Source organism: Enterobacter sp. 50588862, assembly GCF_001462935.1.
Taxonomy (GTDB): Bacteria; Pseudomonadota; Gammaproteobacteria; order Enterobacterales; family Enterobacteriaceae; genus Enterobacter; species Enterobacter bugandensis.
In genome coordinates this window covers 52,478-76,303 of sequence record NZ_LNHM01000038.1, presented here as the reverse complement: position 1 = coordinate 76,303, position 23,826 = coordinate 52,478, and the positions used below count along the sequence as shown (strand labels likewise).

At 57.9% G+C, this 23,826-nt stretch carries 24 protein-coding genes; 13 read left to right on the top strand and 11 right to left on the bottom strand.

The window, feature by feature from the left end:
- Positions 1-45: 45 nt before the first annotated feature.
- The 4 genes from APT89_RS20205 to yihU are packed head-to-tail and all read right to left on the bottom strand — an operon-like array spanning position 46 to position 5,156.
- The gene (locus APT89_RS20205) at positions 46-2,100 is read right to left on the bottom strand and encodes an alpha-glucosidase (protein WP_060573405.1); all 2,055 of its coding nucleotides are present in this window, start codon (positions 2,098-2,100) and stop codon (positions 46-48) included.
- Between the two features lie 16 nt (positions 2,101-2,116).
- On the bottom strand, positions 2,117-3,358 hold the full coding sequence (yihS, locus tag APT89_RS20200) for a sulfoquinovose isomerase (protein WP_060573403.1): 1,242 nt from the start codon (positions 3,356-3,358) through the stop codon (positions 2,117-2,119).
- Positions 3,359-3,372: 14 nt separating this feature from the next.
- A complete protein-coding gene (gene yihT / locus APT89_RS20195) occupies positions 3,373-4,248 on the bottom strand; it encodes a sulfofructosephosphate aldolase (protein ID WP_060573401.1) in 876 nt (291 codons plus the stop codon).
- 17 nt (positions 4,249-4,265) lie between these two features.
- Positions 4,266-5,156 (bottom strand): sulfolactaldehyde 3-reductase, encoded by an 891-nt coding sequence (yihU, locus tag APT89_RS20190; RefSeq protein WP_060573399.1) that lies wholly within the window; start codon positions 5,154-5,156, stop codon positions 4,266-4,268.
- Positions 5,157-5,311: 155 nt separating this feature from the next.
- Between yihU and APT89_RS20185 the strand changes: the two genes are divergently transcribed.
- The 6 genes from APT89_RS20185 to fabY all read left to right on the top strand — a co-directional run bounded on the left by APT89_RS20185 (position 5,312) and on the right by fabY (position 10,056).
- The gene (locus APT89_RS20185) at positions 5,312-6,208 is read left to right on the top strand and encodes a sugar kinase (RefSeq protein ID WP_060573397.1); all 897 of its coding nucleotides are present in this window, start codon (positions 5,312-5,314) and stop codon (positions 6,206-6,208) included.
- Positions 6,209-6,242: 34 nt separating this feature from the next.
- Entirely contained in the window at positions 6,243-7,043 is an 801-nt protein-coding gene (locus APT89_RS20180; protein WP_000059683.1) for a DeoR/GlpR family DNA-binding transcription regulator, read from the top strand.
- Between the two features lie 118 nt (positions 7,044-7,161).
- Positions 7,162-7,761, top strand: coding sequence for a glucose-1-phosphatase (yihX, locus tag APT89_RS20175; protein WP_041911771.1), 600 nt, complete (start codon positions 7,162-7,164; stop codon positions 7,759-7,761).
- Complete coding sequence (locus tag APT89_RS20170; protein WP_041911772.1) at positions 7,755-8,636, top strand: virulence factor BrkB family protein; 882 nt, start codon at positions 7,755-7,757, stop codon at positions 8,634-8,636. The genes yihX and APT89_RS20170 overlap by 7 nt, the downstream gene beginning before the upstream one ends.
- On the top strand, positions 8,633-9,070 hold the full coding sequence (gene dtd, locus APT89_RS20165; RefSeq protein WP_008501836.1) for a D-aminoacyl-tRNA deacylase: 438 nt from the start codon (positions 8,633-8,635) through the stop codon (positions 9,068-9,070). The genes APT89_RS20170 and dtd overlap by 4 nt, the downstream gene beginning before the upstream one ends.
- A gap of 44 nt (positions 9,071-9,114) precedes the next feature.
- A complete protein-coding gene (gene fabY / locus APT89_RS20160; RefSeq protein ID WP_028014875.1) occupies positions 9,115-10,056 on the top strand; it encodes a fatty acid biosynthesis protein FabY in 942 nt (313 codons plus the stop codon).
- Positions 10,057-10,068: 12 nt separating this feature from the next.
- Here the strand turns inward: fabY and APT89_RS20155 are convergent, their stop codons facing one another.
- On the bottom strand, positions 10,069-10,986 hold the full coding sequence (locus tag APT89_RS20155) for an alpha/beta hydrolase (RefSeq protein WP_060573394.1): 918 nt from the start codon (positions 10,984-10,986) through the stop codon (positions 10,069-10,071).
- 199 nt (positions 10,987-11,185) lie between these two features.
- Here APT89_RS20155 and APT89_RS20150 point away from each other — a divergent pair, with 199 nt between their 5' ends.
- Together APT89_RS20150 and APT89_RS20145 are read left to right on the top strand one after the other, a co-directional pair.
- Positions 11,186-11,428: a ribbon-helix-helix domain-containing protein gene (locus APT89_RS20150; RefSeq protein WP_060573391.1), complete on the top strand. Its 243-nt coding sequence runs from the start codon at positions 11,186-11,188 to the stop codon at positions 11,426-11,428.
- Positions 11,429-11,430: 2 nt separating this feature from the next.
- Positions 11,431-11,802, top strand: coding sequence for a type II toxin-antitoxin system VapC family toxin (locus tag APT89_RS20145; protein ID WP_077266491.1), 372 nt, complete (start codon positions 11,431-11,433; stop codon positions 11,800-11,802).
- A 39-nt stretch (positions 11,803-11,841) separates the two neighbouring features.
- Here the strand turns inward: APT89_RS20145 and fdhE are convergent, their stop codons facing one another.
- From fdhE to fdnG, 4 genes are read right to left on the bottom strand one after another with little or no spacing between them, the layout of a single operon-like run.
- Complete coding sequence (gene fdhE, locus APT89_RS20140; protein WP_023323896.1) at positions 11,842-12,771, bottom strand: formate dehydrogenase accessory protein FdhE; 930 nt, start codon at positions 12,769-12,771, stop codon at positions 11,842-11,844.
- Positions 12,768-13,403: a formate dehydrogenase cytochrome b556 subunit gene (gene fdoI / locus APT89_RS20135; protein WP_015569914.1), complete on the bottom strand. Its 636-nt coding sequence runs from the start codon at positions 13,401-13,403 to the stop codon at positions 12,768-12,770. Before fdoI ends, fdhE begins: the two co-directional genes overlap by 4 nt.
- Positions 13,400-14,302 (bottom strand): formate dehydrogenase subunit beta, encoded by a 903-nt coding sequence (gene fdxH / locus APT89_RS20130; RefSeq protein ID WP_003861960.1) that lies wholly within the window; start codon positions 14,300-14,302, stop codon positions 13,400-13,402. The genes fdoI and fdxH overlap by 4 nt, the downstream gene beginning before the upstream one ends.
- 12 nt (positions 14,303-14,314) lie before the next feature.
- Positions 14,315-17,365: a formate dehydrogenase-N subunit alpha gene (fdnG, locus tag APT89_RS20125; RefSeq protein ID WP_120266897.1), complete on the bottom strand. Its 3,051-nt coding sequence runs from the start codon at positions 17,363-17,365 to the stop codon at positions 14,315-14,317.
- A gap of 371 nt (positions 17,366-17,736) precedes the next feature.
- Here fdnG and fdhD point away from each other — a divergent pair, with 371 nt between their 5' ends.
- Together fdhD and APT89_RS20110 are read left to right on the top strand one after the other, a co-directional pair.
- Positions 17,737-18,573: a formate dehydrogenase accessory sulfurtransferase FdhD gene (fdhD, locus tag APT89_RS20115; RefSeq protein ID WP_041911777.1), complete on the top strand. Its 837-nt coding sequence runs from the start codon at positions 17,737-17,739 to the stop codon at positions 18,571-18,573.
- A gap of 114 nt (positions 18,574-18,687) precedes the next feature.
- Entirely contained in the window at positions 18,688-18,900 is a 213-nt protein-coding gene (locus tag APT89_RS20110) for a DUF1471 domain-containing protein (protein ID WP_041911778.1), read from the top strand.
- A gap of 40 nt (positions 18,901-18,940) precedes the next feature.
- On the opposite strand, the gene APT89_RS20105 is transcribed toward APT89_RS20110, so the two are convergent.
- Positions 18,941-19,264 (bottom strand): AzlD domain-containing protein, encoded by a 324-nt coding sequence (locus APT89_RS20105; protein ID WP_028014868.1) that lies wholly within the window; start codon positions 19,262-19,264, stop codon positions 18,941-18,943.
- Positions 19,264-19,923, bottom strand: a complete 660-nt coding sequence (locus APT89_RS20100) for an AzlC family ABC transporter permease (RefSeq protein WP_028014867.1) — start codon at positions 19,921-19,923, stop codon at positions 19,264-19,266. Before APT89_RS20100 ends, APT89_RS20105 begins: the two co-directional genes overlap by 1 nt.
- A 103-nt stretch (positions 19,924-20,026) precedes the next feature.
- On the opposite strand from APT89_RS20100, the gene APT89_RS20095 reads away from it, so the two are divergent.
- From APT89_RS20095 to APT89_RS20085, 3 genes are all read left to right on the top strand, one after another.
- Positions 20,027-20,575, top strand: a complete 549-nt coding sequence (locus tag APT89_RS20095; RefSeq protein WP_003861973.1) for a helix-turn-helix domain-containing protein — start codon at positions 20,027-20,029, stop codon at positions 20,573-20,575.
- Positions 20,576-20,591: 16 nt separating this feature from the next.
- Positions 20,592-21,587, top strand: a complete 996-nt coding sequence (locus APT89_RS20090) for a LacI family DNA-binding transcriptional regulator (RefSeq protein WP_028014866.1) — start codon at positions 20,592-20,594, stop codon at positions 21,585-21,587.
- A gap of 104 nt (positions 21,588-21,691) precedes the next feature.
- Positions 21,692-23,815, top strand: a complete 2,124-nt coding sequence (locus APT89_RS20085) for an alpha-galactosidase (RefSeq protein WP_060573389.1) — start codon at positions 21,692-21,694, stop codon at positions 23,813-23,815.
- Positions 23,816-23,826: the final 11 nt, after the last annotated feature.

Below are 23,826 nucleotides of genomic sequence, written 5' to 3'. Positions count from 1 at the left end.
TATTGTTCTCCGTCTGCCCGCAGGTTTCCCTGCGGGCGAGCCTTATCAGATATCACGTAAGGTGCTAAACAGATCTGCCCATTCGCTGTGCTGGCGATAGAAGACCGGCGGCTTGCCGATCGGGGCATCTACGGTCACGTCACCGCCCTGGCAGGTTTCTCCGGTCCACGCATTGACCCAGCTGTCCTGCGGCAGATAGAGCGACCAGTCCCGGCGGCCCTCTTCATGAACCGGTGCCACCAGCAGATCGCGGCCAAACAGGTACTGGTATTTCAGCGTGTAGGCGCGCGCGTCGTCCTCATAGTGCAGGAACAGCGGACGCATCACCGGCAGGCCGCTTTTCGCGTTCTGCGCAACCGCAGCTTTGATGTACGGCTTAAGGGTGGTGAACACGGTGGTCATGCGCGCGAAGTGCGCGATGGTTTCCGCATCGCCGTCGAACTGCCAGTTGTCGCCAGGGCGGTTGCCCTCGTGGGTACGCATCATCGGCGTAAAGGCGCTGAAGTCGCACCAGCGCAGCAGCAGTTCCTTGCTGCGCTTCATCTCGAACAGGGTGGTATAGCCGCCGATGTCGCTGTGGTGCAGGCCGTGCCCGGTCATCGCCAGCGACAGCGCTGCGGGCACGACGGACGCCAGACCGTCGTCCAGGCTCCAGTCAACGTTCTGATCCCCCGCCCACATCATCACTGAGTGCTTCTGGCTGCCGGTGTAGCCCGCGCGCATGAAGAACAGGATCTCCCCGAGCTTGCCGGTCTCCTCCAGCGCGTCGTAGTTACATTTCGCCCACAGGGCAGGCCAGGCGTTATGCATGATCTCCGCGCTCACGCCGTTGTGCAGGAAAGTGTCGGTTGGCAGATACTCCCCGAAATCGGCCATCCAGCCGCCGCAGCCCAGTTCGATCAGGTTCTTTTTGATGACCTCTTTGTACCAGCCGTAGGCTTCCGGGTTGGTCAGGTCGATAACGCCCGCGTAGAACTCGCCGAACTCAACGTGGTAGTCCTCGCCGTTGGCGTTTTTGGTCAGATAGCCGCGTTTCGCCGCCTCTTCGCAGAGATCTTTATCGCTGGCGACGTACGGGTTGATATAGGAGAGGAATTGTACGCCCTCCTGCTTCCACTGCCCGATCCGCTCGTCAAGCTGCGGATAGAGCTCGCTGTTCCACTTCCAGTTCCACATCACGCGTTTGCCGAAGGAGGTCATGCGGATGCCGGACCAGTCCTGCGCCCAGATGCCGTTCACCTTCACGCCGCCCTCGCGCATGGCGTCGAGCTTCTGCTGGCACACCTCGGTGCCGCCCTGGATGCCCAGCGTCACGCCGTCGTAAACCCAGTCCGGCAGCTCAGGCTGGCGCCCCAGCAGGCCGGTGAGTTTTTCCAGCAGATCGACGTAGGTTTGTGCACATTCGAAGCGCAGCGTGGCGTTATCTTCCCAGAACGCCAGCTCGTGGAAATCCGGGGCGCTGAAGTCAAAGTTCATGTAGCAGCTGTTATCCACGTGGCAGTAGTACTTCTGGGTGCTCACGAAGGTAGGCTGCGGGAAGAAGGTCCAGTAGTAATCGCCGCCCGCGTTCTCTTTGCAGTCGGCCTGCCAGGTGACGTAGGTCTGCTTGTTGCGGCCCACGCCCTGCTCGCTGGTCCACAGCGGGAACGGCTTGCCGCGCAGGTCGAAGTACGAGAATTGCTCGCCGCAGCCGTAGATATGATCTTCCGGCTGCGCCGCCAGCCGCAGCCAGATGCGGTTGTGGCCGGGAGCATCATTTTTCAGCTTCAGCTCCAGACGGCCTTCCGCATCCACGCCCACCAGCAGCGTCGCGCTTACCGCATCGCCGCGGGTAAAGCGGATCGCCCAGCCCGCGCTTTGCTGCGTGACGGTCGCGTCCGTCAGGGCAATCTTTTCGTTGAGCTTGTCTTTAATGCTGAAATTGCCGCGAAACATCTCGATATCGGCCTCGCCTGCTCCGATCCACAGGCAAGGCGCTTCTTCAGAGTGGGACAAAATCAGGCGATCCTGCCAGCGCAGGGTAAAGCCACGTTCGTTATTTTTCAGGTCAATAAAGCCACGTTCGTTATTTTTCAGGTCAATATTGTGTAGGGTACGCATAAAAACTCCGTCTTTATTATTTGGCCTGGCTGTCCAGCAATCCGGCGGCGACGGCAGGCGCTAAGCCCGGCGCCAGCGGCAGGCGGGGGATCACCAGGCAGTGCAGCAGATGGTAAATATCCTGCTTACCGTCCCAGACTTTGGTGGTCACTTCGTTATTTGTGTCCAGCTCCTGCCACCATGAACCGTTTTCGTAATCCATCAGGTATTTGATGCAGTAATCCCACCACTTCTGATACCAGGCCTCGTACTGCGCCTCACCGGTCACGGTATAGAGGGCATAGGCCGTGCCCATCGCCTCGACGATCGGCCAGCGCACGCGTTCGCGGACGATTGGCTTGCCGTCCCAGCCCACGGAGTAGACAAATCCATCGGCCCCGTCGGGTGCCCAGGCGTCGCGGATGGTGGCGTGGAACAGGCCTTTCGCATCTTCCAGCAGCCATTCCGGCGGGGTTTCAAAGCGCGCTTCCAGCGCGGCGCGCAGGTGCAGCATCAGGCGGCCCCACTCAATCCAGTGTCCCGGCGTGCCGCCGTAGGCGCGGAAGCGGTGGGCAGGGTTATCGATGTTGTAATCGCGGATCGGGTTCCAGTCGGTGTCGAAATGCTCGTTAACGCGATACTCACCTTTGCGCGCTACGTCGTGAATAATCACCGAGGCGATGCGCAGGGCGCGGTCGAGCCATTTGCGGTCGTGGGTCACGTCATAGACAATCAGGAAGGCTTCCACGGCGTGCATGTTGGCGTTACCGCCGCGGTAATCTTCCGTTTTGCTGAAGGCTTCATCCCAGGACTCGAGGCACATCTGCTCCTCTTCGCTCCAGAAATAGCGTTCGATCACCGCAATCGCTTCGTCGAGAAGAGGGCGAGCCTGCGGGTGGCCGGTGGTCACGGCGCTCGCCGCACCCAGCAGCACGAAGAAGTGCTGATAACCCTGCTTGGAGGCGTCGACCACGCCCTCATCGTTGACGCAGGCATACCAGCCGCCGTGCTGGCTGTCGCGCAGCGGGCCGTTGAGGGCGTTAATACCGTGCTCAACCAGGGCATACGCGCCGGGACGCCCCATGTTTGCGGCAACGGCGTATACGTGCAGCATGCGGGCGGTGATCCACAGATGGGTGCCCATATCGCTGCGCACCTGGCCGTTATTACCCAGCCAGCCGAACCCGGTCGGCACGGCGGCGTTTTTACCGAAATCGAGAATGCGGTCGGTCTCTTGTTCGAGCCAGCGGTTATGGCTCAGGGTGTTAAACCATTTCATGTTCGGGTCCTTTCTTAGCGGCGAGCCATCATTTCGTCGACGATCTCACCCAAACGCTGCAGTTTCGGCACAGAGACGTCACGCAGCATCATTTCAGTATCCGGCAGGCCAATCACCGAGGACCAGACGGCGCGACCGGCTAAAAAGCCCGATGCCCCAGCCTGCATCGCCACGCTCACGGCGCGCGGGAACAGCTTATCGTCCACGCCGGACGAGAGGATCACCCACGGCATGGCGATGTTCTCGTTCAGCTTCTGCGAGGCCGCCAGCAGTTCCTGCTGGGTGCCCTTGCCGAACAGCGGCATCTCCACCTTGTAAAGGTCGGCACCGCTGTCGCCCAGCTCTTTAGCCGCATCGATAATCGCCTGTTCGCGGTTAAATTCGGCTCCGCGACGCGGCGGACGCACCACAGGCTCGATAATGCTCAGCAGCCCGTTGTCGTGGCACAGCGTATTGAACGCTTTCACCATCTCCAGGCGCTGCTGCGGATCTTCATCGCTACGCCACAGCACCAGCAGCTTGAGCGCCTTGCCGCCGTCGCGTTTGACCGCCTGGGCGTCGATGCTTTTGTCGATCACCACGCTGTCGACCGGAATACCGTTCCCCGGAATAAACTCGTCGGCCGCCACAATCATCGCGCAGCTGTTGGCTACGGCCTGCTGCTCCACAATCTGGCGATAGCAGAACTGCTGGTCGACGAGAATGGCAGAGGCGTACGGCGACAGAATCTTCGCCGCGTTGACCTTAAAATCCGTCAGGTGCTGGTCGGTTACCGGCACCGGCGCGCCTGCGGCGGCAAACATCAGGCGCATCGCTTCGCGCTGATCCACGGCCAGCATTGCAAAACCGCCGGAAGGTCGGGTGATATCTTTCAGGGTGTACATCGTCATTCCTCAGTCCTTTCGTATCAGTGTGATTTTTTCAGCCCGGCAGATGCGCGAACCTGTTCAAGAATGGCCGTCCAGTCTTCGCGCCCGCGCCCGGCGGCGCGAGCCTGGTTATAAACTTCGCGGGACGCCGCGCCCAGCGGCATCGGAACGTGGAGCTGGTTAGCCACGTCCAGGGCGATCCCCAGATCTTTATGCGCAAGGTCGATCATGAAGGCCGGGGAAAGATCGCCTTTCAACACCTTGTTCGGCCATGAGGTGGTGAAGTGGCCTTTACCCGCAGGCGTGCCGCTCATCACCTTGAGCGCCACGTCAAAGGAGAGGCCAAGCGCTTCACACAGCACGGCCGCCTCGGCGGAAAGCGCGTTCAGGGCGATGCTCATGTAGTTATTGATGAGCTTAACGCGGATGCCCATGCTCGGCCCGCCGGCGTTAATCAGCTCATTGCCCATCGCCATTAAGACGGGGGTGGCGCGTTCCACCTGCTGCGCGGTGCCGCCTGCCAGCAGGAGCAGCGTGCCGGCGATGGCATGGTCTGAGGTGCGTCCGACAGGCACGTCCATCAGGCTGAAGCCGCGTTCAGCCATGTCGCGGATCAGCGCGTCGGTTTGCAGCGGGTGAATAGTAGACATATCAATGACCAGCGCGTCGCGGGATAACCCTTCGCATACGCCGTGCTCACCGAACAGTACGCTGCGCACCAGGTCGCCGTTTGGCAGCATGGTGATGATAAACTCGGCGTCCGTGGCGGCCTGCGCGGGCGTTACCGCCGCCCGTGCGCCGCTCTCCACCATCGCCTGCACCGCCTGCGGGTTCACGTCAAAGACGTGAAGCTGGTGGCCTTGCTTCAGCAGATTTTTCGCCATTGGCGCGCCCATCTGCCCTAAACCGATAAATGCGATTGCTGCCATGCCTCTCTCCTGTCACATCGTGTCAATTTCTGCGCGTTTTCGTTGTCTGTTTTTGATCGTATTTGTAATTTATAGTCAAAAAATTGACACGGGTCACTTTTTAAACATTTGATGAAATTAAAATGAAGGCATCAGAAATCGCAGAAGGAATCACCATGACTCGCATCGCTTGTGTCGGCATTACCGTGCTGGATCGCATCTGGTATCTCGATGATTTACCGAAGGAAGGTGGGAAATATGTCGCAAAAGACTATACCGAAGTGGGCGGCGGTCCGGCGGCGACTGCGGCGGTGGCTGCGGCAAAACTGGGGGCGAAAGTGGATTTTATTGGCCGTGTGGGTGACGACGATACCGGAAAACGCCTGCTCGCGGAGCTGGAATCCCTGGGGGTGAATACCCGCTTTACGCGCGTGTTTAGGGGAGCCCGTTCGTCACAGTCGGCGGTGCTGGTGGATGGCTGCGGGGAGCGCGTTATAGCGAATTATCCCAGCCCCGATCTCCCTGCCACGGCAGACTGGCTGTGTGACATTGACTTCTCGCAATGGGATATCGTGTTAGCAGACGTGCGCTGGCATGACGGGGCAAAACAGGCGTTTACCCTGGCCCGTCAGCAGGGCGTTCCTACTTTGCTTGATGCCGACGTTACCCCGCAGGACATCGCGGAGCTGATAGCCTTAAGTGACCACGCGGCCTTCTCCGCGCCGGGCCTGCGGCGACTAACTCAGTTGGATAAAGCAGAAGATGCCCTTAAAAAAGCACAAACGCTCACAAATGGACATGTGTATGTCACTCAGGGGCGAGACGGCTGCTACTGGCTGGAAAACGGCGCCTTGTGTCATCAATCCGGCTTTGAGGTGAACGTGGTGGATACCACCGGCGCGGGCGACGTTTTCCACGGCGCGCTGGCGTTCAGCCTGGGGCAGCAATCCACCGCCGCAGACGCCGTGCGTTTTGCCAGCGCCGTCGCAGCCCTGAAATGCACAAAGCCCGGCGGGCGCGCGGGTATACCCGACTGTGATCAAACCCGCTCTTTTTTGTCACTTTTTGTATAAAATGCGGAGCGTGATGGTTTTCAGAGGACAGCCCATGAGCCTTACCGAACTGACCGGCAACCCGCGTCACGATCAGCTGCTGACGCTGATTGCCGATCGCGGCTATATGAACATTGATGAACTGGCGCAGCTGCTGGACGTGTCGACGCAAACGGTGCGCCGGGATATCCGTAAGCTCAGCGAGCAGGGGCTGATCACGCGTCATCACGGCGGCGCGGGCAGGGCATCCAGCGTGGTGAACACGGCGTTCGAACAGCGCGAAGTGTCGCTTACCGAAGAGAAGCGGGCGATTGCCGAAGCCATTGCGGACTATATTCCCGACGGCTCAACTATTTTTATTACGATCGGCACGACCGTAGAGCACGTTGCCCGGGCACTGCTTAACCATAATCATCTGCGCATCATCACTAACAGCCTGCGGGTGGCGCATATTCTGTATAAGAACCCGCGCTTTGAAGTGATGGTGCCGGGCGGCACGCTGCGCCCGCACAACGGCGGCATTATCGGGCCTGCGGCGACGGCGTTTGTGTCTGGTTTTCGGGCGGACTATCTTGTGACCAGCGTCGGGGCGATTGAGCACGACGGCGCGATGATGGAGTTTGACGTGAATGAAGCCAGCGTGGTGAAAACCATGATGGCCCACTCTCGCCACATTTTGCTGGCGGCCGATCATACGAAATACCACGCCTCCGCGGCGGTTGAAATCGGCAACGTGGCGCAGGCAACGGCGCTGTTCACCGACGAACTGCCCGGCTCGGCGCTGCAAAACCACCTTAAATCCAGCAAGGTTGAGGTTGTTGAAGTCAATTCCGGAGAAGAGCAGCAGGCTGGCTGACCTTCTGATGGCCCGATATGCCTATTCGGGCCTTTCCTTTCTCTAAGCTGAATCTGGCGCATAGCTAAAGTTACTCTTTCCCGCTACAGTTACTTTTCCACGGCGAAAGGAGATAAACATGCTTTATATCTTTGACTTAGGAAATGTAATCGTCGATATCGATTTTAACCGGGTGCTGGGCGCATGGAGCGATTTTAGCCGTGTTCCGCTGGCGACGTTAAAGCAGAATTTCGCGATGGGCGACACTTTCCATCTGCACGAGCGCGGTGAGATCAGCGATGAAACGTTCGCAGAGCGTTTCTGCCAGGAAATGGGTCTCTCGTTAAGCTATGAGCAGTTTTCCCACGGCTGGCAGGCCATATTTGTCGCGATCCGCCCCGAAGTGATCGACATCATGCATAAACTGCGCGAGCAGGGGCATCGCGTGGTGGTGCTGTCGAATACCAACCGCCTGCATACCACCTTCTGGCCGGATGAATACCCGGAGATCCACGCGGCAGCAGATAAAATTTATCTCTCCCAGGAGATGGGCATGCGCAAGCCTGAAGCGCGTATTTATCAGGCGGTTCTGCAGGAAGAAGGATTCTCCGCGGCCGATGCGGTCTTTTTCGACGACAACGCCGATAATATAGAGGGAGCTAACCAGTTAGGTATCACGTCAATTCTGGTGACCGGAAAAGAGACGATACCGAACTATTTTGCGAAGCAGTTATGCTAAAAACCGTTCATCAAAAAGCCACGCACCATACTCGGCCGCTCCGGGCATGGCTGAAGCTGCTCTGGCACCGCATTGATGAGGACAACATGACGACGCTGGCGGGGAATCTCGCCTATGTGTCGTTGCTCTCATTGGTGCCGCTGGTGGCGGTCATCTTTGCCCTGTTTTCCGCGTTTCCGATGTTTGCAGATGTCAGCTTGCAGCTTCGTCATTTTGTTTTTGCAAACTTCATTCCGGCCACCGGCGACGTTATTCAGAACTATATTGAGCAGTTTGTCGCCAACTCCAGCAAGATGACGGCGGTGGGCGCCTGCGGCCTCATCGTCACGGCGCTGCTTTTGATGTATTCCATCGACAGTGCTCTCAACACCATCTGGCGAAGCAAAAAAATCCGTCCTAAGGTTTACTCCTTTGCCGTGTACTGGATGATTTTGACCCTCGGTCCGCTGCTGGCGGGGGCGAGCCTGGCGATAAGTTCCTATCTTCTTTCTCTGCGCTGGGCGAGTGACTTAAACAGCGTGATTGATAACGTTCTGCGCATTTTCCCGCTCATTTTATCGTGGCTCTCATTCTGGCTGCTTTACAGCGTGGTGCCGACGACGCGCGTACCTAACCGTGATGCCATCGTGGGTGCGCTGGTCGCAGCCGTCCTCTTCGAGCTGGGCAAGAAAGGATTCGCGCTTTACATCACCATGTTCCCGTCTTATCAGCTGATTTACGGCGTGCTGGCGGTGATCCCCATTTTATTTGTCTGGGTTTACTGGACCTGGTGTATCGTCTTGCTTGGTGCCGAAATAACTGTCACTCTCGGCGTATACCGCGAACTTAAAAAAGCAGCAGAAGCTGAAAAACAATTAGAAGCAGACCAACCATGATTGCATTGATACAGCGCGTAACCCGTGCCAGCGTCACCGTGGAGGGAGAGGTGACGGGTGAAATTGGCCCAGGACTTTTGGTGTTGTTAGGTGTCGAAAAGGATGATGACGAACAAAAAGCGAACCGCTTATGCGAGCGCGTGCTGGGCTACCGCATATTCAGCGATGCGGAAGGCAAGATGAATCTGAACGTCCAGCAGGCGGGCGGCAGCGTGCTGGTGGTTTCCCAGTTTACGCTGGCAGCGGATACCGAGCGCGGCATGCGCCCAAGTTTCTCTAAAGGCGCCGCGCCGGATCGTGCAGAAGCACTTTACGAATACTTTGTTGAGCGTTGTCGCCAACAGGAAATGAATACGCAAACCGGACGATTCGCTGCAGATATGCAGGTCTCGCTGGTGAACGATGGCCCCGTCACATTCTGGCTTCAGGTATGAGCCAACTGGCGGCGTGGCCGCGGGTAACAAGAGAGAGTACAGCTATGTATCACCTTCGAGTACCGCAAACGGAAGAAGAGTTAGAAGCGTATTACCAGTTCCGCTGGGAAATGCTGCGCAAGCCACTGCATCAGCCAAAAGGATCTGAACGCGACGCCTGGGATGCGATGGCCCATCATCAGATGGTGATGGACGAAGAGGGCAACCTCGTCGCCGTCGGGCGACTGTATATCAACGCTGATAACGAAGCGTCGATTCGTTTTATGGCGGTTCACCCTTCCGTGCAGGATAAAGGGCTGGGGACGCTAATGGCGATGACGCTGGAGTCCGTCGCCCGTCAGGAAGGCGTTAAGCGCGTCACCTGTAGCGCCCGGGAAGATGCCGTGGAGTTTTTTGCCAAACTCGGTTTTGTTAACCAGGGTGAAATCACCGCTCCGCAAACCACGCCGATTCGCCACTTTTTGATGATCAAACCCATCGCCACGCTGGACGATATTCTTCATCGCGCGGACTGGTGCGGGCAGCTGCAGCAGGCCTGGTATGAACACATCCCTCTGAGTGAAAAGATGGGCGTGCGTATTCAGCAGTACACCGGGCAAAAATTCATTACCACCATGCCGGAAACCGGCAATCAGAACCCTCACCACACCCTGTTTGCCGGCAGCCTGTTTTCCCTGGCGACGCTCACCGGCTGGGGGCTGATCTGGCTAATGCTGCGCGAGCGGCATCTTGGCGGCACCATTATTCTGGCCGATGCCCACATTCGCTACAGCGCGCCGATCAGCGGCAAGCCGAGCGCGGTGGCTGACCTGGGCGCGCTGGGCGGCGATCTTGATCGTCTGGCACGTGGCCGCAAAGCGCGCGTGCAGATGCAGGTTGAGTTGTTCGGCGATGAAACGCCGGGCGCGGTGTTTGAAGGAACCTATATCGTTCTTCCTGCGAAGCCGTATGGCGCTTATGAAGAGGGTGGGAACGAGGAGGAGTAGTCTCTTCCGTTTTTATCGCCGGGCGGCACTGATCCGCCAGGCGATATCCCGCATCACGTCCCTCGCCGACTGACTCACGCCGCCAAGCTGAAAGAAACCGTGTATCACACCCAGCCACCGTTGGGCCGTGCACGTCACCCCCTGCTCTGAAAGATGCCGATACAGCATCTCGCCCTCATCACAGAGCGGATCATACTCAGCGGTAACAATATGCACTGGCGGAAGTCCGCAAAAATCATCCCGCCACAGTGGGCTGGCTTCTGGATGTTGGCGATCGGTGCTGGCCAGATACTTTTCATACCCGCTGAGCAGGGTGTCGCGAGTGATGACATAATCCGCGCCGTTGAGAATATAGCTTTCAAAACGAGCCGTCGCGTCGAGCATTGGGTAGATCAGGATCAGCTGTGCTGGTTGCCAGACACCTTTCGCTTTGAGCCGCAGCGACGTCACCAGCGCCAGATGTGCCCCTGCACTGTCTCCGCAAAGGGTTATCCGGTTTCTGTTAACCCCAAGCCTGTCGGCATACTGCCAAACTATCTCTGCCCCTCTTTCAGCGTCGTCATGTGCGGCGGGGAAAAGATGTTCTGGCGCAAGCCGGTACTGCACCGCAACGATACGGCAGTTGCCTTTAAACGCCAGCTGGCGAAGCTGATTATCATGCGTTTCAAACCCACCGCTGACAAAACAACCGCCGTGATAGTAGATGGCTGCAGGTAAGGTTTCGGGTGCATTGAGAGGTGAAAACACCCGAAAGGTCATCTCCTCAAGAACGAGCGTTTCAACAAGGACGCGATTTTCAGTCTCACCGGCAAGTTCTGTGCTCGCAATGTACCCGGCTCTGCGGTCATCAATACTTTGCTTTCGCGGGGAGGGCCGTCCTGCCGCAATAAAATCCTGAACAAGCTTTTTAATACCCTTTTCCAGCGCCATGGCTACGTCCTTACACTGTGTTTATATACAGCTTTATAGCCTGGTTTACGGCAGATGAAAACAGAGAAATTTGCGGGTGTGAACATTCTGGAAAGCGGCTCGCAAAACCTGCAACTACCTTGGCTATGCCCTTTAACTCTGTTTTTAATGTGGATATATTGCCTGAAAATTAACCGCAGATGATATACTAAGGTGATATATGAGTCTTTTGGCGGACCTTGATATGGGCAGAATACTGATCGATTTGTCTGATGACGTGATTCAACGTTTGGATAACCTCAAGCAATTGCGAAATCAACCACGTGCTGAACTGCTTCGCGAAGCGATTGAGCTGTATCTCGACCAGCAGAGTTCTTCTGTTATCCGAAATGCGCTTGGTCTGTGGGGAGACAGAAAAGAGGACGGGCTTGAGTATGAACGCAAGCTGCGTGAGGAGTGGTAATCATGGAGCACATGGCAGTGTTTGATACCAATATTCTCATTGATCTCTTCAACAACCGTGTTGAAGCTGCGGATGCGATTGAGCATACCGCGTCGCATCGTGCCATCAGCTTAATTACCTGGATGGAAGTGATGGTGGGCGCTCGCAGGCATGGTCATGAAGCGAAAACGGCAGCCGTGATGGGCGCTTTTGAAATTATTGATGTGTCTCGGGATATCGCGGAAAGAAGCGTTTTACTACGTGAGAAGCATGGGATGAAACTGCCTGATGCTATCATCCTGGCTACAGCGCAGAGCAGAAAATGTCCGTTGATTTCTCGCAACACGAAAGATTTTGCGGGTATTGACGAGGTCCTTACGCCTTACCAGGTGTAGGCCGGGCAAGCTCGCGCCGCCCGGCACTCTCACAGGAGATTACTCCCCTTCACCCGGGAACAGGAACGGGTTGATCGAGCTGCGGGCAAAGCCCTCCTGCTCCATCTTCGCATCCAGAATCAGCGAGGCGAGATCGTCCGCCACCGCTTCGACTTTCGGGTCCTTTTCCTGATACAGAATCTTCAGGTAGGTGCCGCAGTCGCCGCAGCTTTCGGCTTTCACCGCCGCGTCTTCATTTTCCAGCGACCAGTAGTTGAGATCGCGAGTCTGCTCGCAGTTGCTGCACTTCACGCGCACCACGTGCCACTCGGTTTCACACAGATTGCAGTGCAGGTAGCGCAGCCCCTGCGTGGTCCCAATCTGCACCATGCTGGAGACCGGCATTGAGCCGCAGACCGGGCAGAACTGGCGCGCTTCGCCGTATTCGGCGCGGGCTTTGCCCGGGATCAGGCTCGCCATTTGCGCCCAGTAGAGCGACAGCGCGGCCCAGATAAACGGCGCTTTATCGCTGCTGACCAGCGAGAAGTCGGAGGCAAACAGCGCGCTCGCCATCTCTTCCAGCTCTTGTTCGGACGCTTTTTCCAGATTTTCAATGACCGCCAGCGCCGTGCCGCTCATTTCCGGCTTCAGCTCGGCAATCAGCGAATGCAGCAGCTTATGCCAGTGTTTGTCGCGCGGCAGGACGTGAATATCCAGCGGCGGCTTGCCCTGCTCGTTAGCTTCTTTGATGCGCGCGGTCAGGTCCATTTGCAGCGGGTGGTCGTACAGCACCACCTCCTGCGCATGGGCGACCAGCGCGGCAAAACGCAGAAAATCGCCCAGCGGGTTGTTCTCTGCCAGCTCGCGCAGACGCTCTGCGCGGCGGTTGTAGAGGTTCTTGAGTCTGGGGAATAACAACGGCGGAATATACTCCGCCGTACGTTTCTCGCTCGACCCCAGCTCATCTTGCGGGATTATGCGAATACTCATTCAGATGACTTTTCCTGTTTCTGGCGGACTTCACGGTACCAGCGCGGGTGATGTTTCTTCGCCCACGTTTTGGTTACCCATCCTTCCACCATCGCGGTAATGGTGCCTTTCACCCAGAGGGCGGCGTAAATATGCACCATGATAACCACAATTAACGCCACTGCGGCAAATGAATGCAGCATTAGCGCAAATCGGATCACCGGGATTGAGAAAGCAGGCGCAAAGTACGGACGCCAGATGATCACGCCGCTCACCAGCAACAGGACCAGGAAGATAATCGCCGCCCAGAATACGCATTTCTGGCCGAAGTTATAACGCCCGGTATCACCTACTTCCTCGTTGACGACGATCTTACGAATATTCTTCGCCCAAAAGATATCATCCCGATTGATTAGGTTATGGTGCCAGTAGCGGAAAAACATGATGATAAACGAGGCAAACATCACCACACCCACGAACGGGTGAAGGATGCGCGCCAGCTGCGGCGTGCCCAGGATCTGCATCAGCCAGTTGAAGGAGGGGAAGAAGAACCCCAGCCCGCTTATCGCCGCCAGCATGAAGCAGAAGGCGGTGACCCAGTGGTTGATGCGTTCCGGCGCGGTGTAGCGCACGATGGTGTCACGTTTTCTCATTTGCGCACCTCGTCTTTCTCTTCATGCAGGTTGTCGTCTTCCTCTTCCGCACGGTTCGGACCAACGCCGACGTAGTGGAAGATACTCGCTGCGAAGGTGGCAGCAAAGCCCACCGCGGCCAGCGGTTTCCAGATGCCTTTCCAGAACTTCACGGTGGCGCTGATTTCCGGGTTCTCCGGCAGGCCGTGATACAGATTCGGCTTGTCGGCGTGGTGCAGCACGTACATCACGTGCGTACCGCCAACCCCGGCCGGATCGTACAGGCCCGCGTTGTCGTAACCACGGGTTTTCAACTCGCCCACGCGCTCTGCCGCCAGCGTTTTCATATCCTCTTTGGAGCCAAAGTGGATAGCGCCGGTTGGGCAGGTCTTCACGCACGCTGGCTCCTGGCCGACGTTTACGCGGTCTACGCACAGCGTACATTTATAGACGCGGTTGTCTTCCGGGTTCATGCGCGGCACGTCGAACGGACAGCCCGCGATGCAGTAGCCGCAGCCAATGCACTGCTCGGACTGGAAGTCGACGATGCCGTTGGCATACTGAATGATAGCCCCTTCTGACGGACACGCCTTCAGGCAGCCCGGATCCGCGCAGTGCATACAGCCGTCTTTGCGGATAAGCCATTCCAGCTTGTCGTTCTGCTCCACTTCCGAGAAACGCATTACCGTCCAGGACTTGGCGGTCAGGTCTGCCGGGTTGTCGTACACCCCGACGTTGTGACCCACTTCGTCACGGATGTCGTTCCACTCAGAGCAGGCCACCTGACAGGCTTTACAGCCGATACAGGTGGTCACGTCGATCAGCTTCGCCACTTCCTGCTGGTGGTCCCGCGCCTGAGGCGCGGGCGTGAAACCGTTAGTCGCGGAACGACGGATAATGTCTTGAGATTGATAAGCCATAAGTCGTCTCCGTTACACCTTTTCCACGTTCACGAGGAAGGCCTTAAACTCCGGCGTCTGCGTGTTCGCATCGCCGACGAACGGCGTCAGGGTGTTCGCAATGAACCCTTTCTTCGCCACGCCCTCATAACCCCAGTGAATTGGGATGCCGATGGTATCCACCTGCTGACCGTGAACGTTCAGCGTGCGAATACGCTTGGTCACCACCGCCTTGGCCTTGATGTAGCCGCGGTTAGAGGAGACCTTCACGGTATCGCCATGGGCAATGCCGAGCTTGTTCGCCAGCTTCTCGCCGATCTCCACAAACTGTTCCGGCTGAGCGATGGCGTTAAGCAGTGCGTGCTTGGTCCAGTAGTGGAAGTGTTCGGTCAGACGGTAAGTGGTGCCCACGTACGGGAACTTGTCTTTTTTACCCAGCGCTTCAAAGTCGCCCTTGAAGATACGCGCTGCCGGGTTAGAGACCACGTTCGGGTGCAGCGGGTTGGTGCCCAGCGGTGTCTCAAACGGCTCGTAGTGTTCCGGGAACGGCCCTTCCGCCATCTTGTCGATAGCAAACAGACGGCCCATCCCTTCAGGCTGCATGATAAACGGCCCGACGTCGCTGCCTGGTGCGGCAGTGCTGTAGTCCGGAATATCCACGCCGCCCCATTTCGCGCCGTCCCACTTCAGAAGCTGACGCTTCGGATCCCACGGGTTGCCCTGCGGGTCAGCGGAGGCACGGTTATAGAGGATGCGGCGGTTGAGCGGCCATGCCCATGCCCAGCCCAGCGTATTGCCGAGGCCCGACGGGTCGGCGTTGTCGCGGTTGGCCATCTGGTTGCCTTTCGGCGTCCAGCTACCGGCAAAGATCCAGCAGCCGCTGGAGGTGGTACCGTCATCGCGCAGGTGGGCGAAGGTGCTGAGCTGGTCGCCTTTCTTCGCCAGAACCGCGCCGGTGACCGGGTCGATAACGTCCGCCAGCGCCTTACCGTTGCTCTCCATGGCCACTTCTTCCGGCGCAGGATTTTCCGGCGTCGAGTAGTTCCAGGTCATGTTCAGCACCGGCTCAGGGTTCGCGCCGCCTTCTGCCGCATACATCTTACGCAGGCGTAAGAAGATACCGGCCAGGATCTCGCCGTCGTTCATGGCGATGCCCGGGGCATCCGCGCCTTTCCAGTGCCACTGCAGCCAGCGGCCGGAGTTGACGATAGAACCGTTCTCTTCCGCGAAGCAGGTAGACGGCAGGCGGAACACTTCGGTCTGAATCTTCGACGGATCGACGTCGTTCGACTCGCCGTGGTTCTGCCAGAAGGTCGAGGTCTCGGTGTTGAGCGGGTCAATCGTCACCAGGAACTTCAGCTTCGAGAGGGATTCAACAACCTTGTTCTTGTTCGGGAACGACGCCACCGGGTTAAAGCCCTGGCAGATATAGCCGTTGACCTGGCCCTGGTGCATCATTTCGAAGTACTGGAGAACGTCGTAACCTTTGTCCCACTTCGGCAGCCAGTCAAAGCCCCAGCTGTTTTCCGCCGTCGCTTTGTCGCCGTAGAAGGCTTTCATCAGCGAGACGAAGAACTTCGGATAGTTGCCCCAGTAGTTCACCTGGCCTTCGAGCAGCGGTTTTGGCGTGCTGGCCGTCAGGTAGGTCTGCAGGTCAGTCTGTTTCTCGCTCGGCAGGTTCATGTAACCCGTCAGGCTCTGCGACAGCAGGCCGAGGTCGGTCAGACCCTGGATATTAGAGTGACCGCGCAGGGCGTTCACGCCGCCGCCTGCCATCCCCATGTTGCCGAGCAGCAGCTGCACCATTGCCATGGTACGGATGTTCTGCGCGCCGATGGAGTGCTGCGTCCAGCCGAGGGCGTACAGGAACGAGGCGGTTTTGTCTTTCGCGCTGGTTTCGGCGATCAGCTCGCAGACCTTCAGGAAGTCTGCTTTCGGCGTGCCGCAAATGTTCTCGACAACGTCCGGCGTGTAGCGGGAAACGTGCTCTTTCAGCAGGTTCCATACGCAGCGCGGGTGTTGAAGAGTGGTGTCGCGCTTCGCAAAGCCTTTCTCATCCAGCTCGTAGTTCCAGCTGGTTTTGTCGTACTTGCGTTTTTCCGCGTCATAACCGCTGAACAGGCCATCTTCGAAGTGGTAATCCTCACGCACGATCAGGCTGGCGTTGGTATAGGCTTCGGTGTACTCGCGGTTATATTTTTCGTTGGTCATCAGGTACAGCAGTACGCCTGACAGGAAAGTGATGTCAGTACCTGAACGAATAGGGGTGTAGAAATCCGCCACTGACGCAGTACGCGTAAAGCGGGGATCGATCACAATCAGTTTCGCACCGTTGTGGATTTTGGCTTCCATCGCCCAGCGGAACCCGACAGGGTGCGCTTCAGCGGCGTTACCGCCCATCACCACAATGAGGTTGGCGTTCTTGATGTCGACCCAGTGGTTGGTCATCGCACCGCGACCAAATGTTGGAGCAAGACTTGCTACCGTTGGTCCGTGTCAGACACGCGCCTGGTTGTCGACCGCGAGCATACCGAGTGCGCGCGTGAATTTCTGGGTTAAATAGCCGGTTTCGTTGCTGGAGGCAGAAGCACACAGCATCCCGGTGGAGAGCCAGCGGTTGACCGTAACGCCGTCGGCGTTCTTCTCAATAAAGTTGGCATCGCGGTCTTCTTTAATATGTTTTGCGATGCGGTCAAACGCCTCTTCCCAGCTGATTTGCTGCCATTTATCGGAGCCAGGTGCGCGATATTCCGGGAATTTCAGACGGCTTTCGGAGTGGATAAAGTCCACCAGACCGGCCCCTTTCGGGCACAGCGCGCCGCGGTTGACCGGATGGTCCGGGTCGCCTTCGATATGGAAAATAGACGCTTTGGCGTTTTTCGCACCGTCGCCGAGGCTATACATCAACAGCCCACAGCCGACGGAGCAGTACGTACAGGTGTTACGGGTTTCGCGGGTGCGCAGCAGTTTATACTGCCGCGTTTCCGCCAGCGCTACGCCGGGCGCAAAGCCCAGTGCCGCCGCCGTGGTGCCTGCCATACCGCCAGCGCAGATCTTAAAGAACTGCCTTCTGCTGACCTGCATGGGTCACTCCTTGTTCGACATTGCTTATATATGTAGTTTTAACTTCGCGGTTGAGAATTGACCGCAAAGGAGAAAAATTTGCGTTAATCCCTCATTTCTCCGAGGGATATCATCAGAATACCACAATGTCGGTATACCTGTTCCAACGGCGTTAATACAAAGTGAACGTATTATCACTGTGTTGATTATAAAGTGTGACACTGATCACACTATAAGCTCTGCATGTTAAAGGGGTGTAGCGGGGGCCGGGTTGCACCTCTTCTTAATGAGTAGGACAATGAGTGTCGAAAAGTTGATCCATACTATGCGTAAGGCCTGCGGTTTATGCTGCAATAGCAGGCCTACTTCCGTGGTTGTTCAGGAATACCGCTGTGTCTAAACAAAACCGTGCTACCCGCTCATCGCCACTGCCTGCGGGCATTGTGGAAATGTCGGTACGCAGACCGCCCCGCATTACCCATGCCACACCCGATTTTCTGGCTGAAGAAGTGCCCGTTGCCCTCGTTTACAACGGTATTTCGCACGTGGTGATGATGGCCTCACCCAAAGATCTCGAACTGTTCGCCATCGGTTTTTCCCTTTCGGAAGGCATCATTTCGCACCCGCAGGAGATCTACGGCATGGACGTGGTTCAGGCGTGTAACGGTCTTGAAGTGCAAATCGAACTCTCCAGCCGCCGCTTTATGGGGCTGAAAGAGCGCCGCCGCGCGCTGGCCGGGCGTACCGGGTGCGGTGTCTGTGGTGTTGAGCAGCTTAATGATATTGGCAAGCCCGTTGCGCCACTGCCGTTTACCCAGACCTTCAATCTGGCGCATCTCGACCGTGCGCTGGAAAATCTCAACGATGTTCAGCCCATCGGCCAACTGAGCGGCTGCACGCACGCGGCGGCGTGGGTATTGCCGTCAGGAGATATTGCTGGAGGGCATGAGGACGTGGGCCGCCACGTCGCGCTCGACAAGTTATTAGGCCGTCGTGCAGGGGAAAGCGATCTCTGGCAGCAGGGCGCGGCGCTTGTTTCCAGCCGCGCCAGCTATGAGATGGTGCAGAAGTCCGCGATGTGCGGCGTGGAGATTCTGTTTGCGGTGTCGGCGGCAACCACGCTGGCGGTGGAGGTGGCGGAGCGCTGCAATCTGACGCTGGTGGGGTTCTGCAAGCCGGGCAGGGCGACGATTTATACCCATCCGCAGCGGTTAATGGTTGATCAGTAATTTTGAACGATAATAGCAAATCCTTCCGCTTTTAGTTGTTCAGTATGAGGGCTAGTATTTATCTCATCAAGGCACGGTGCCTTACCTAAACAACTTAATGAAAGGGTTTATATCATGAAAAGCATCAAAACTTTTGTCGCTGTAATCGCTCTGGCTGCTTCTTTCGGTTCTTTCGCTGCACAAACAGTGACCGCCTCTGCCTCCACCATTGATAGCGCAGAAGCGAAAATCGCGGCTCAGGCTCAGGAAGCGGGCGCGTCATCCTACAAAATTACCCAGGCGTTCACCGGTAACCGCGTACACATGACCGCTGAACTGAACAAATAATTTCGCTATACCGTCGAAAGAGCGCCCCTGGGGCGCTTTTTTAGTTTATACCCGCCAGACGCAGCAGCGCCGTCACCACCGCTGCCGCGACGATCACCACAATTAACGGCATTTTTCGCCATGCCAGGAACACCGCGAACCCCACGCCCAGCACGCGCGCCATGCCCGCAAAATGTTCCCCTTCATAAAACGTGGTCGCCAGCGCGACGGAGAACAGCAAAACGGTAGCCGCATCGGAAAGCAGCGCCTGCGAACGTTCAGAAAGCGCCAGCCGGTTGCCCAGCTTTGCCCCGCCGAGACGCATCAGGTAGGTTCCGGCAGAAAGAATGGCGATGCCGAGAATAAAAAACGTCATGTTTCCCATTATTTTTTCCTCGCAGCGAGACCGAGTAACGAAAGCAGAACCGGTAAACCCACCGGGGCAAACGGCACGGCAGCCAGTGATAGCGCGGCACCGCTGCAGGCGCGGATCAGCGTGGTACGGTTTTTAAACGCGGGTACCACTAACGCCAGCAGGATCGCCGGAAACACCGCGTCCAGCCCGATGGTCTCCGGGTCCGGCAGCAGTTTACCGACCATGGCACCCAGCAGCGCCCCCACCGGCCAGATAATCGCCACGCCTAAACCGCACAGCCAGTAGGCCGCTTTACGCTGCTCGGGCGTTTTTTGCGACAGGCCAAAGACCACGCTTTCATCGTTCATGATGTGACAGCCGAGATAGCTCAAACCCCGTTTGCCCACCAGTTCACGCACCGTCACGCCAAACGGCACATGGCGCGCGTTGACCAGCAAACCGGCGGCCGCTGCCGCCAGCGGGTTACCTCCGCTTGCCACAATGCCGATAAACATAAACTCGGATGCGCCCGCCAGCACCGTGAGGGAAAGCACAAACGGCACCCACAGCGGAAAACCGTAGGCCATTGCCAGGGAGCCGTAAGACATGCCGACCACGCCTACCGCGAGGCAGACCAAAATTATCGCTTTTATCGTGTCGCCTTTCAGGCAAGAGAGGGGATTCTTCATATCATTTTAGCCATATCGAACGTATTTCCATTATAATGAACGCATCACAATCGTTTTACAAGATGAACGAATCGTTCGTTATAGAGAGAAAGAGGCCGTTTTTATGACGCAGCCAATCAGCGTGATCGCCAAAAGCCTGGTGCGGGAACGCCTGCGAACCGGGCTGTCACTGGCGGAAATTGCCCGCCGTGCCGGGATCGCCAAATCTACGCTTTCTCAGCTGGAGTCTGGCAACGGCAATCCTAGCCTGGAAACGCTCTGGTCGCTTTGCGTGGCGCTGGATATCCCATTTGCCCGGTTACTGGAGCCGCAGCAGCCCGTCACGCAGGTGATCCGCCGCGGCGAGGGCACCAAGGTGGTTGCCGGGCAGGCAAACTACGAGGCGATTTTGCTGGCGGCGTGTCCGCCGGGCGCGCGTCGTGATATCTATCTGCTGCTGACGCAGCCGGGCGCAGACCGTATTTCCCAGCCGCATCCGCCGGGGTCGGTTGAGCATATTATCGTGACCCAGGGGCGGGCGATGGTCGGCCTGATCGACGCCGCGGAAGAACTCGGCCCGGGCGATTACATTTGCTACCCTGCCGATCAGCCGCATATCTTTAAGGCGCTGGAGCCAGACACCCACGCCCTTCTGGTGGCGGAACAAAATTAACGAAGATACGAAAATCATGTCGCTCAAAGCCATTGCTAAAGAACTGGGGCTGTCCGTCACTACCGTCAGCCGCGCCCTCAACGGGTATGACGATGTTTCTGCTGAGACGCGCGCCCGCGTGGAGGCGGAGGCCCAGCGCCGTGGTTACCGACCTAATACGTTTGCGCGCCGCCTGAAGATGGGCAAAATTGATGCCGTCGGTCTCGTTTTTCCCGTGCATCCTGTTCCGCTCAATAACAGCGTTTTTATGGACATGGTCGGCGAAATTAGTCACGAACTGGCGCGACATGAGATCGACCTGCTGCTCATCGCCGACGATGATCTGGCGGATAAGCACAGCTATATGCGCATGGTGCAAAGCCGCCGCGTGGATGCGCTGATTGTGGCCCACACGCTGGATCACGATCCGCGACTTGAACAGCTGCAGGCCGTCGGATTCCCTTTTCTGGCGCTTGGCCGCAGCCAGCTGCCGCAGCCGTACGCATGGTTCGACTTCGACAACTATGCTGGCACGTACCAGGCCACCCGCTGGCTGATTGAGAAAGGCCATCAGCGCATCGCCCTGCTGGGCGAAAGCAATAATCAGGCATTCATCACCCAGCGGCGACAGGGCTACCTGGACGCGCTGCGTGAAGCCGGGCTCTCCAGCGAATGGCTGCGCGCTATGCCCCCTTCGCGCCGCGTGGGGTATGCCACCACGAAAGAACTTCTCTCCCTGCCACAGCCGCCCACGGCCATCATTACCGACTGCAACACCCACGGCGACGGCGCGGCGATGGCGCTGGCGGAACTGGGCCGCCTGACAGGCGAGAACGCCGTTGCGCTGGTGGTTTATGACGGACTTCCGCAGGACAGCATCGTTGATGCTGACGTGGCGGCAGTGATCCAGTCCACTCGTCAGGGCGTCGGGAAACAGATTGCCGATATGGTGCGCCAGCTGATTAACGGCGACGACGTCGAACGGCTCCAGGTGCTCTGGCAGCCCGAATTCTTCCCGGGCCAGACGGCCTAAACCGCGTAAATTTCCAAACCCGATCACAGATCCGAAACGTTTTGGTTTGTATCCGAAACGTTTCGGATCAACACTCAAGGCATCCCGACGACAGGAGATGTCTGATGCAAGATGCCATTTTACGACTCGAAAGCACCACGGTTGACGTGGTGATAAAAACCCAACCGTTCGCCGAAATTCTCTACTGGGGGCCGCACCTTCAGCACTATTCGCCGCAGAATGTCGCTACGCTGGCGCGGCCGGTGGCAAACGGCAGGCTGGATGTGGACTCCCCGGTAACGTTGATGGCCGAGCTGGGGCACGGGCTGTTTGGCTCGCCCGGTATTGAGGGGCATCGCCAGCGGCTGGACGGTTCTCCGGTGTTTAAAACCACGCAGGTGCAGCAGGACGTAAACACCCTGACGATAACCGCCGAAGATGGATGCGCGGGCCTGCGTCTGACCAGCGAGCTGACGCTGGAGGCCAGCGGCGTGCTGGTGGTGCGCCATGGAGTAACCAACCTGAAAGCGCTGGCGTGGCAGGTGGACCGATTCGCCGTCACGCTGCCGGTGGCCGAGCGCGCGCAGGAGGTTATGGCCTTTCACGGACGCTGGATCAGAGAATTTCAGCCGCACCGCGTCACGCTTGAACACGACAGCTTTGTCATTGAAAACCGTCGGGGTAAAACGTCCCACGAACATTTTCCGGCGCTGATCGCCGGTACGCCATCGTTCAGCGAAATGCAGGGGGATGTCTGGGGCGTGCATCTGGGCTGGAGCGGCAACCACCGCCTGCGCGCCGAAGCGAAAACCGATGGTCGCCGTTATATACAGGCCGAAGCGCTCTACCTGCCGGGTGAAATGGCGATTGAAGAGGGCGAAACGCTCTGGACGCCGCGCCTGTATGCCAGCTACTCCCCGCACGGGCTGAACGGCATGAGCCAGCAGTTCCACCGCTACCTGCGCGACAGCATCATCCGCTTCCCGGAAAACAAACCGCGCCCGGTACACCTCAATACCTGGGAGGGGATCTACTTCAGCCACGATCCGGAGTACATCATGCGCATGGCCGACGAGGCCGCCGCGCTGGGCGTGGAGCGCTTTATCATTGACGACGGCTGGTTCAAAGGCCGCAACGACGACCATGCCGCGCTGGGCGACTGGTACCTGGATGAGAAAAAATACCCGAACGGCCTGACGCCGGTAATCAGTCACGTTAAACGGCTCGGCATGGAGTTTGGCATCTGGATCGAGCCGGAGATGATTAACCCGGATTCCGATCTGTATCGCGCGCATCCTGACTGGGTGCTGGCGCTGCCGGGCTATCCCCAGGCGACCGGACGGCACCAGCTGGTGCTTAATCTCAACATCCCAGAGGCCTTTGATTATCTCGTGGAGCGCATGAGCTGGCTGCTGGGCGAGCACGAGGTTGACTACGTGAAATGGGACATGAACCGCGAGCTGGTGCAGCCCGGGCACAACGGTAAAGCCGCCGCCGACGCGCAGACCCGCCAGTTTTACCGCCTGCTGGACGTGCTGGGCGAGCGTTTTCCGCACATTGAATTTGAGTCCTGCTCCTCCGGCGGGGGGCGAATCGATTATGAAGTGCTGACCCGCAGCCACCGCTTCTGGGCTTCCGACAACAACGACGCGCTGGAGCGCAACACGATCCAGCGCGGCATGAGCTATTTCTTCCCGCCGGAGGTGATGGGGGCGCATATCGGTCATCATAAATGTCACGCTACCTTCCGCCAGCACAGCATCGCTTTCCGTGGGCTGACGGCGCTGTTTGGGCATATGGGGCTGGAGCTGGATCCGCTCACCGTCGATGCGCAGGAGCGTGAGGGCTATCGCCATTATGCCGCGCTGTATAAGCGGTGGCGTGAGGTGATTCATCACGGTACCCAATGGCGCGTGGACATGCCGGATGCCACCACGCTGGCGCAGGGTATAGTGAGCGAAGACAAAACGCAGGGGCTGTTTATGGTCAGCCAGCTCGCGATGCCGGATTACACCCTGTTGATGCCGCTGCGCATGCCGGGGCTAGACGCCAGCGCGCAGTACCGCATCACGCTGCTGGATCACCCGAACATTCAGATCACGGGCGAGGGCGGGCACACCATGCGCAAGCTGCCGGCGTGGATGGAAGCCCCGCAAACGGCAAGCGGCGAATGGCTGATGCGGGCGGGTATTGCGCTGCCGATTCTGGATCCGGAAACCGCCATTCTGATTGGCGTGGAACGCGTGTAAAGGTGACGGGC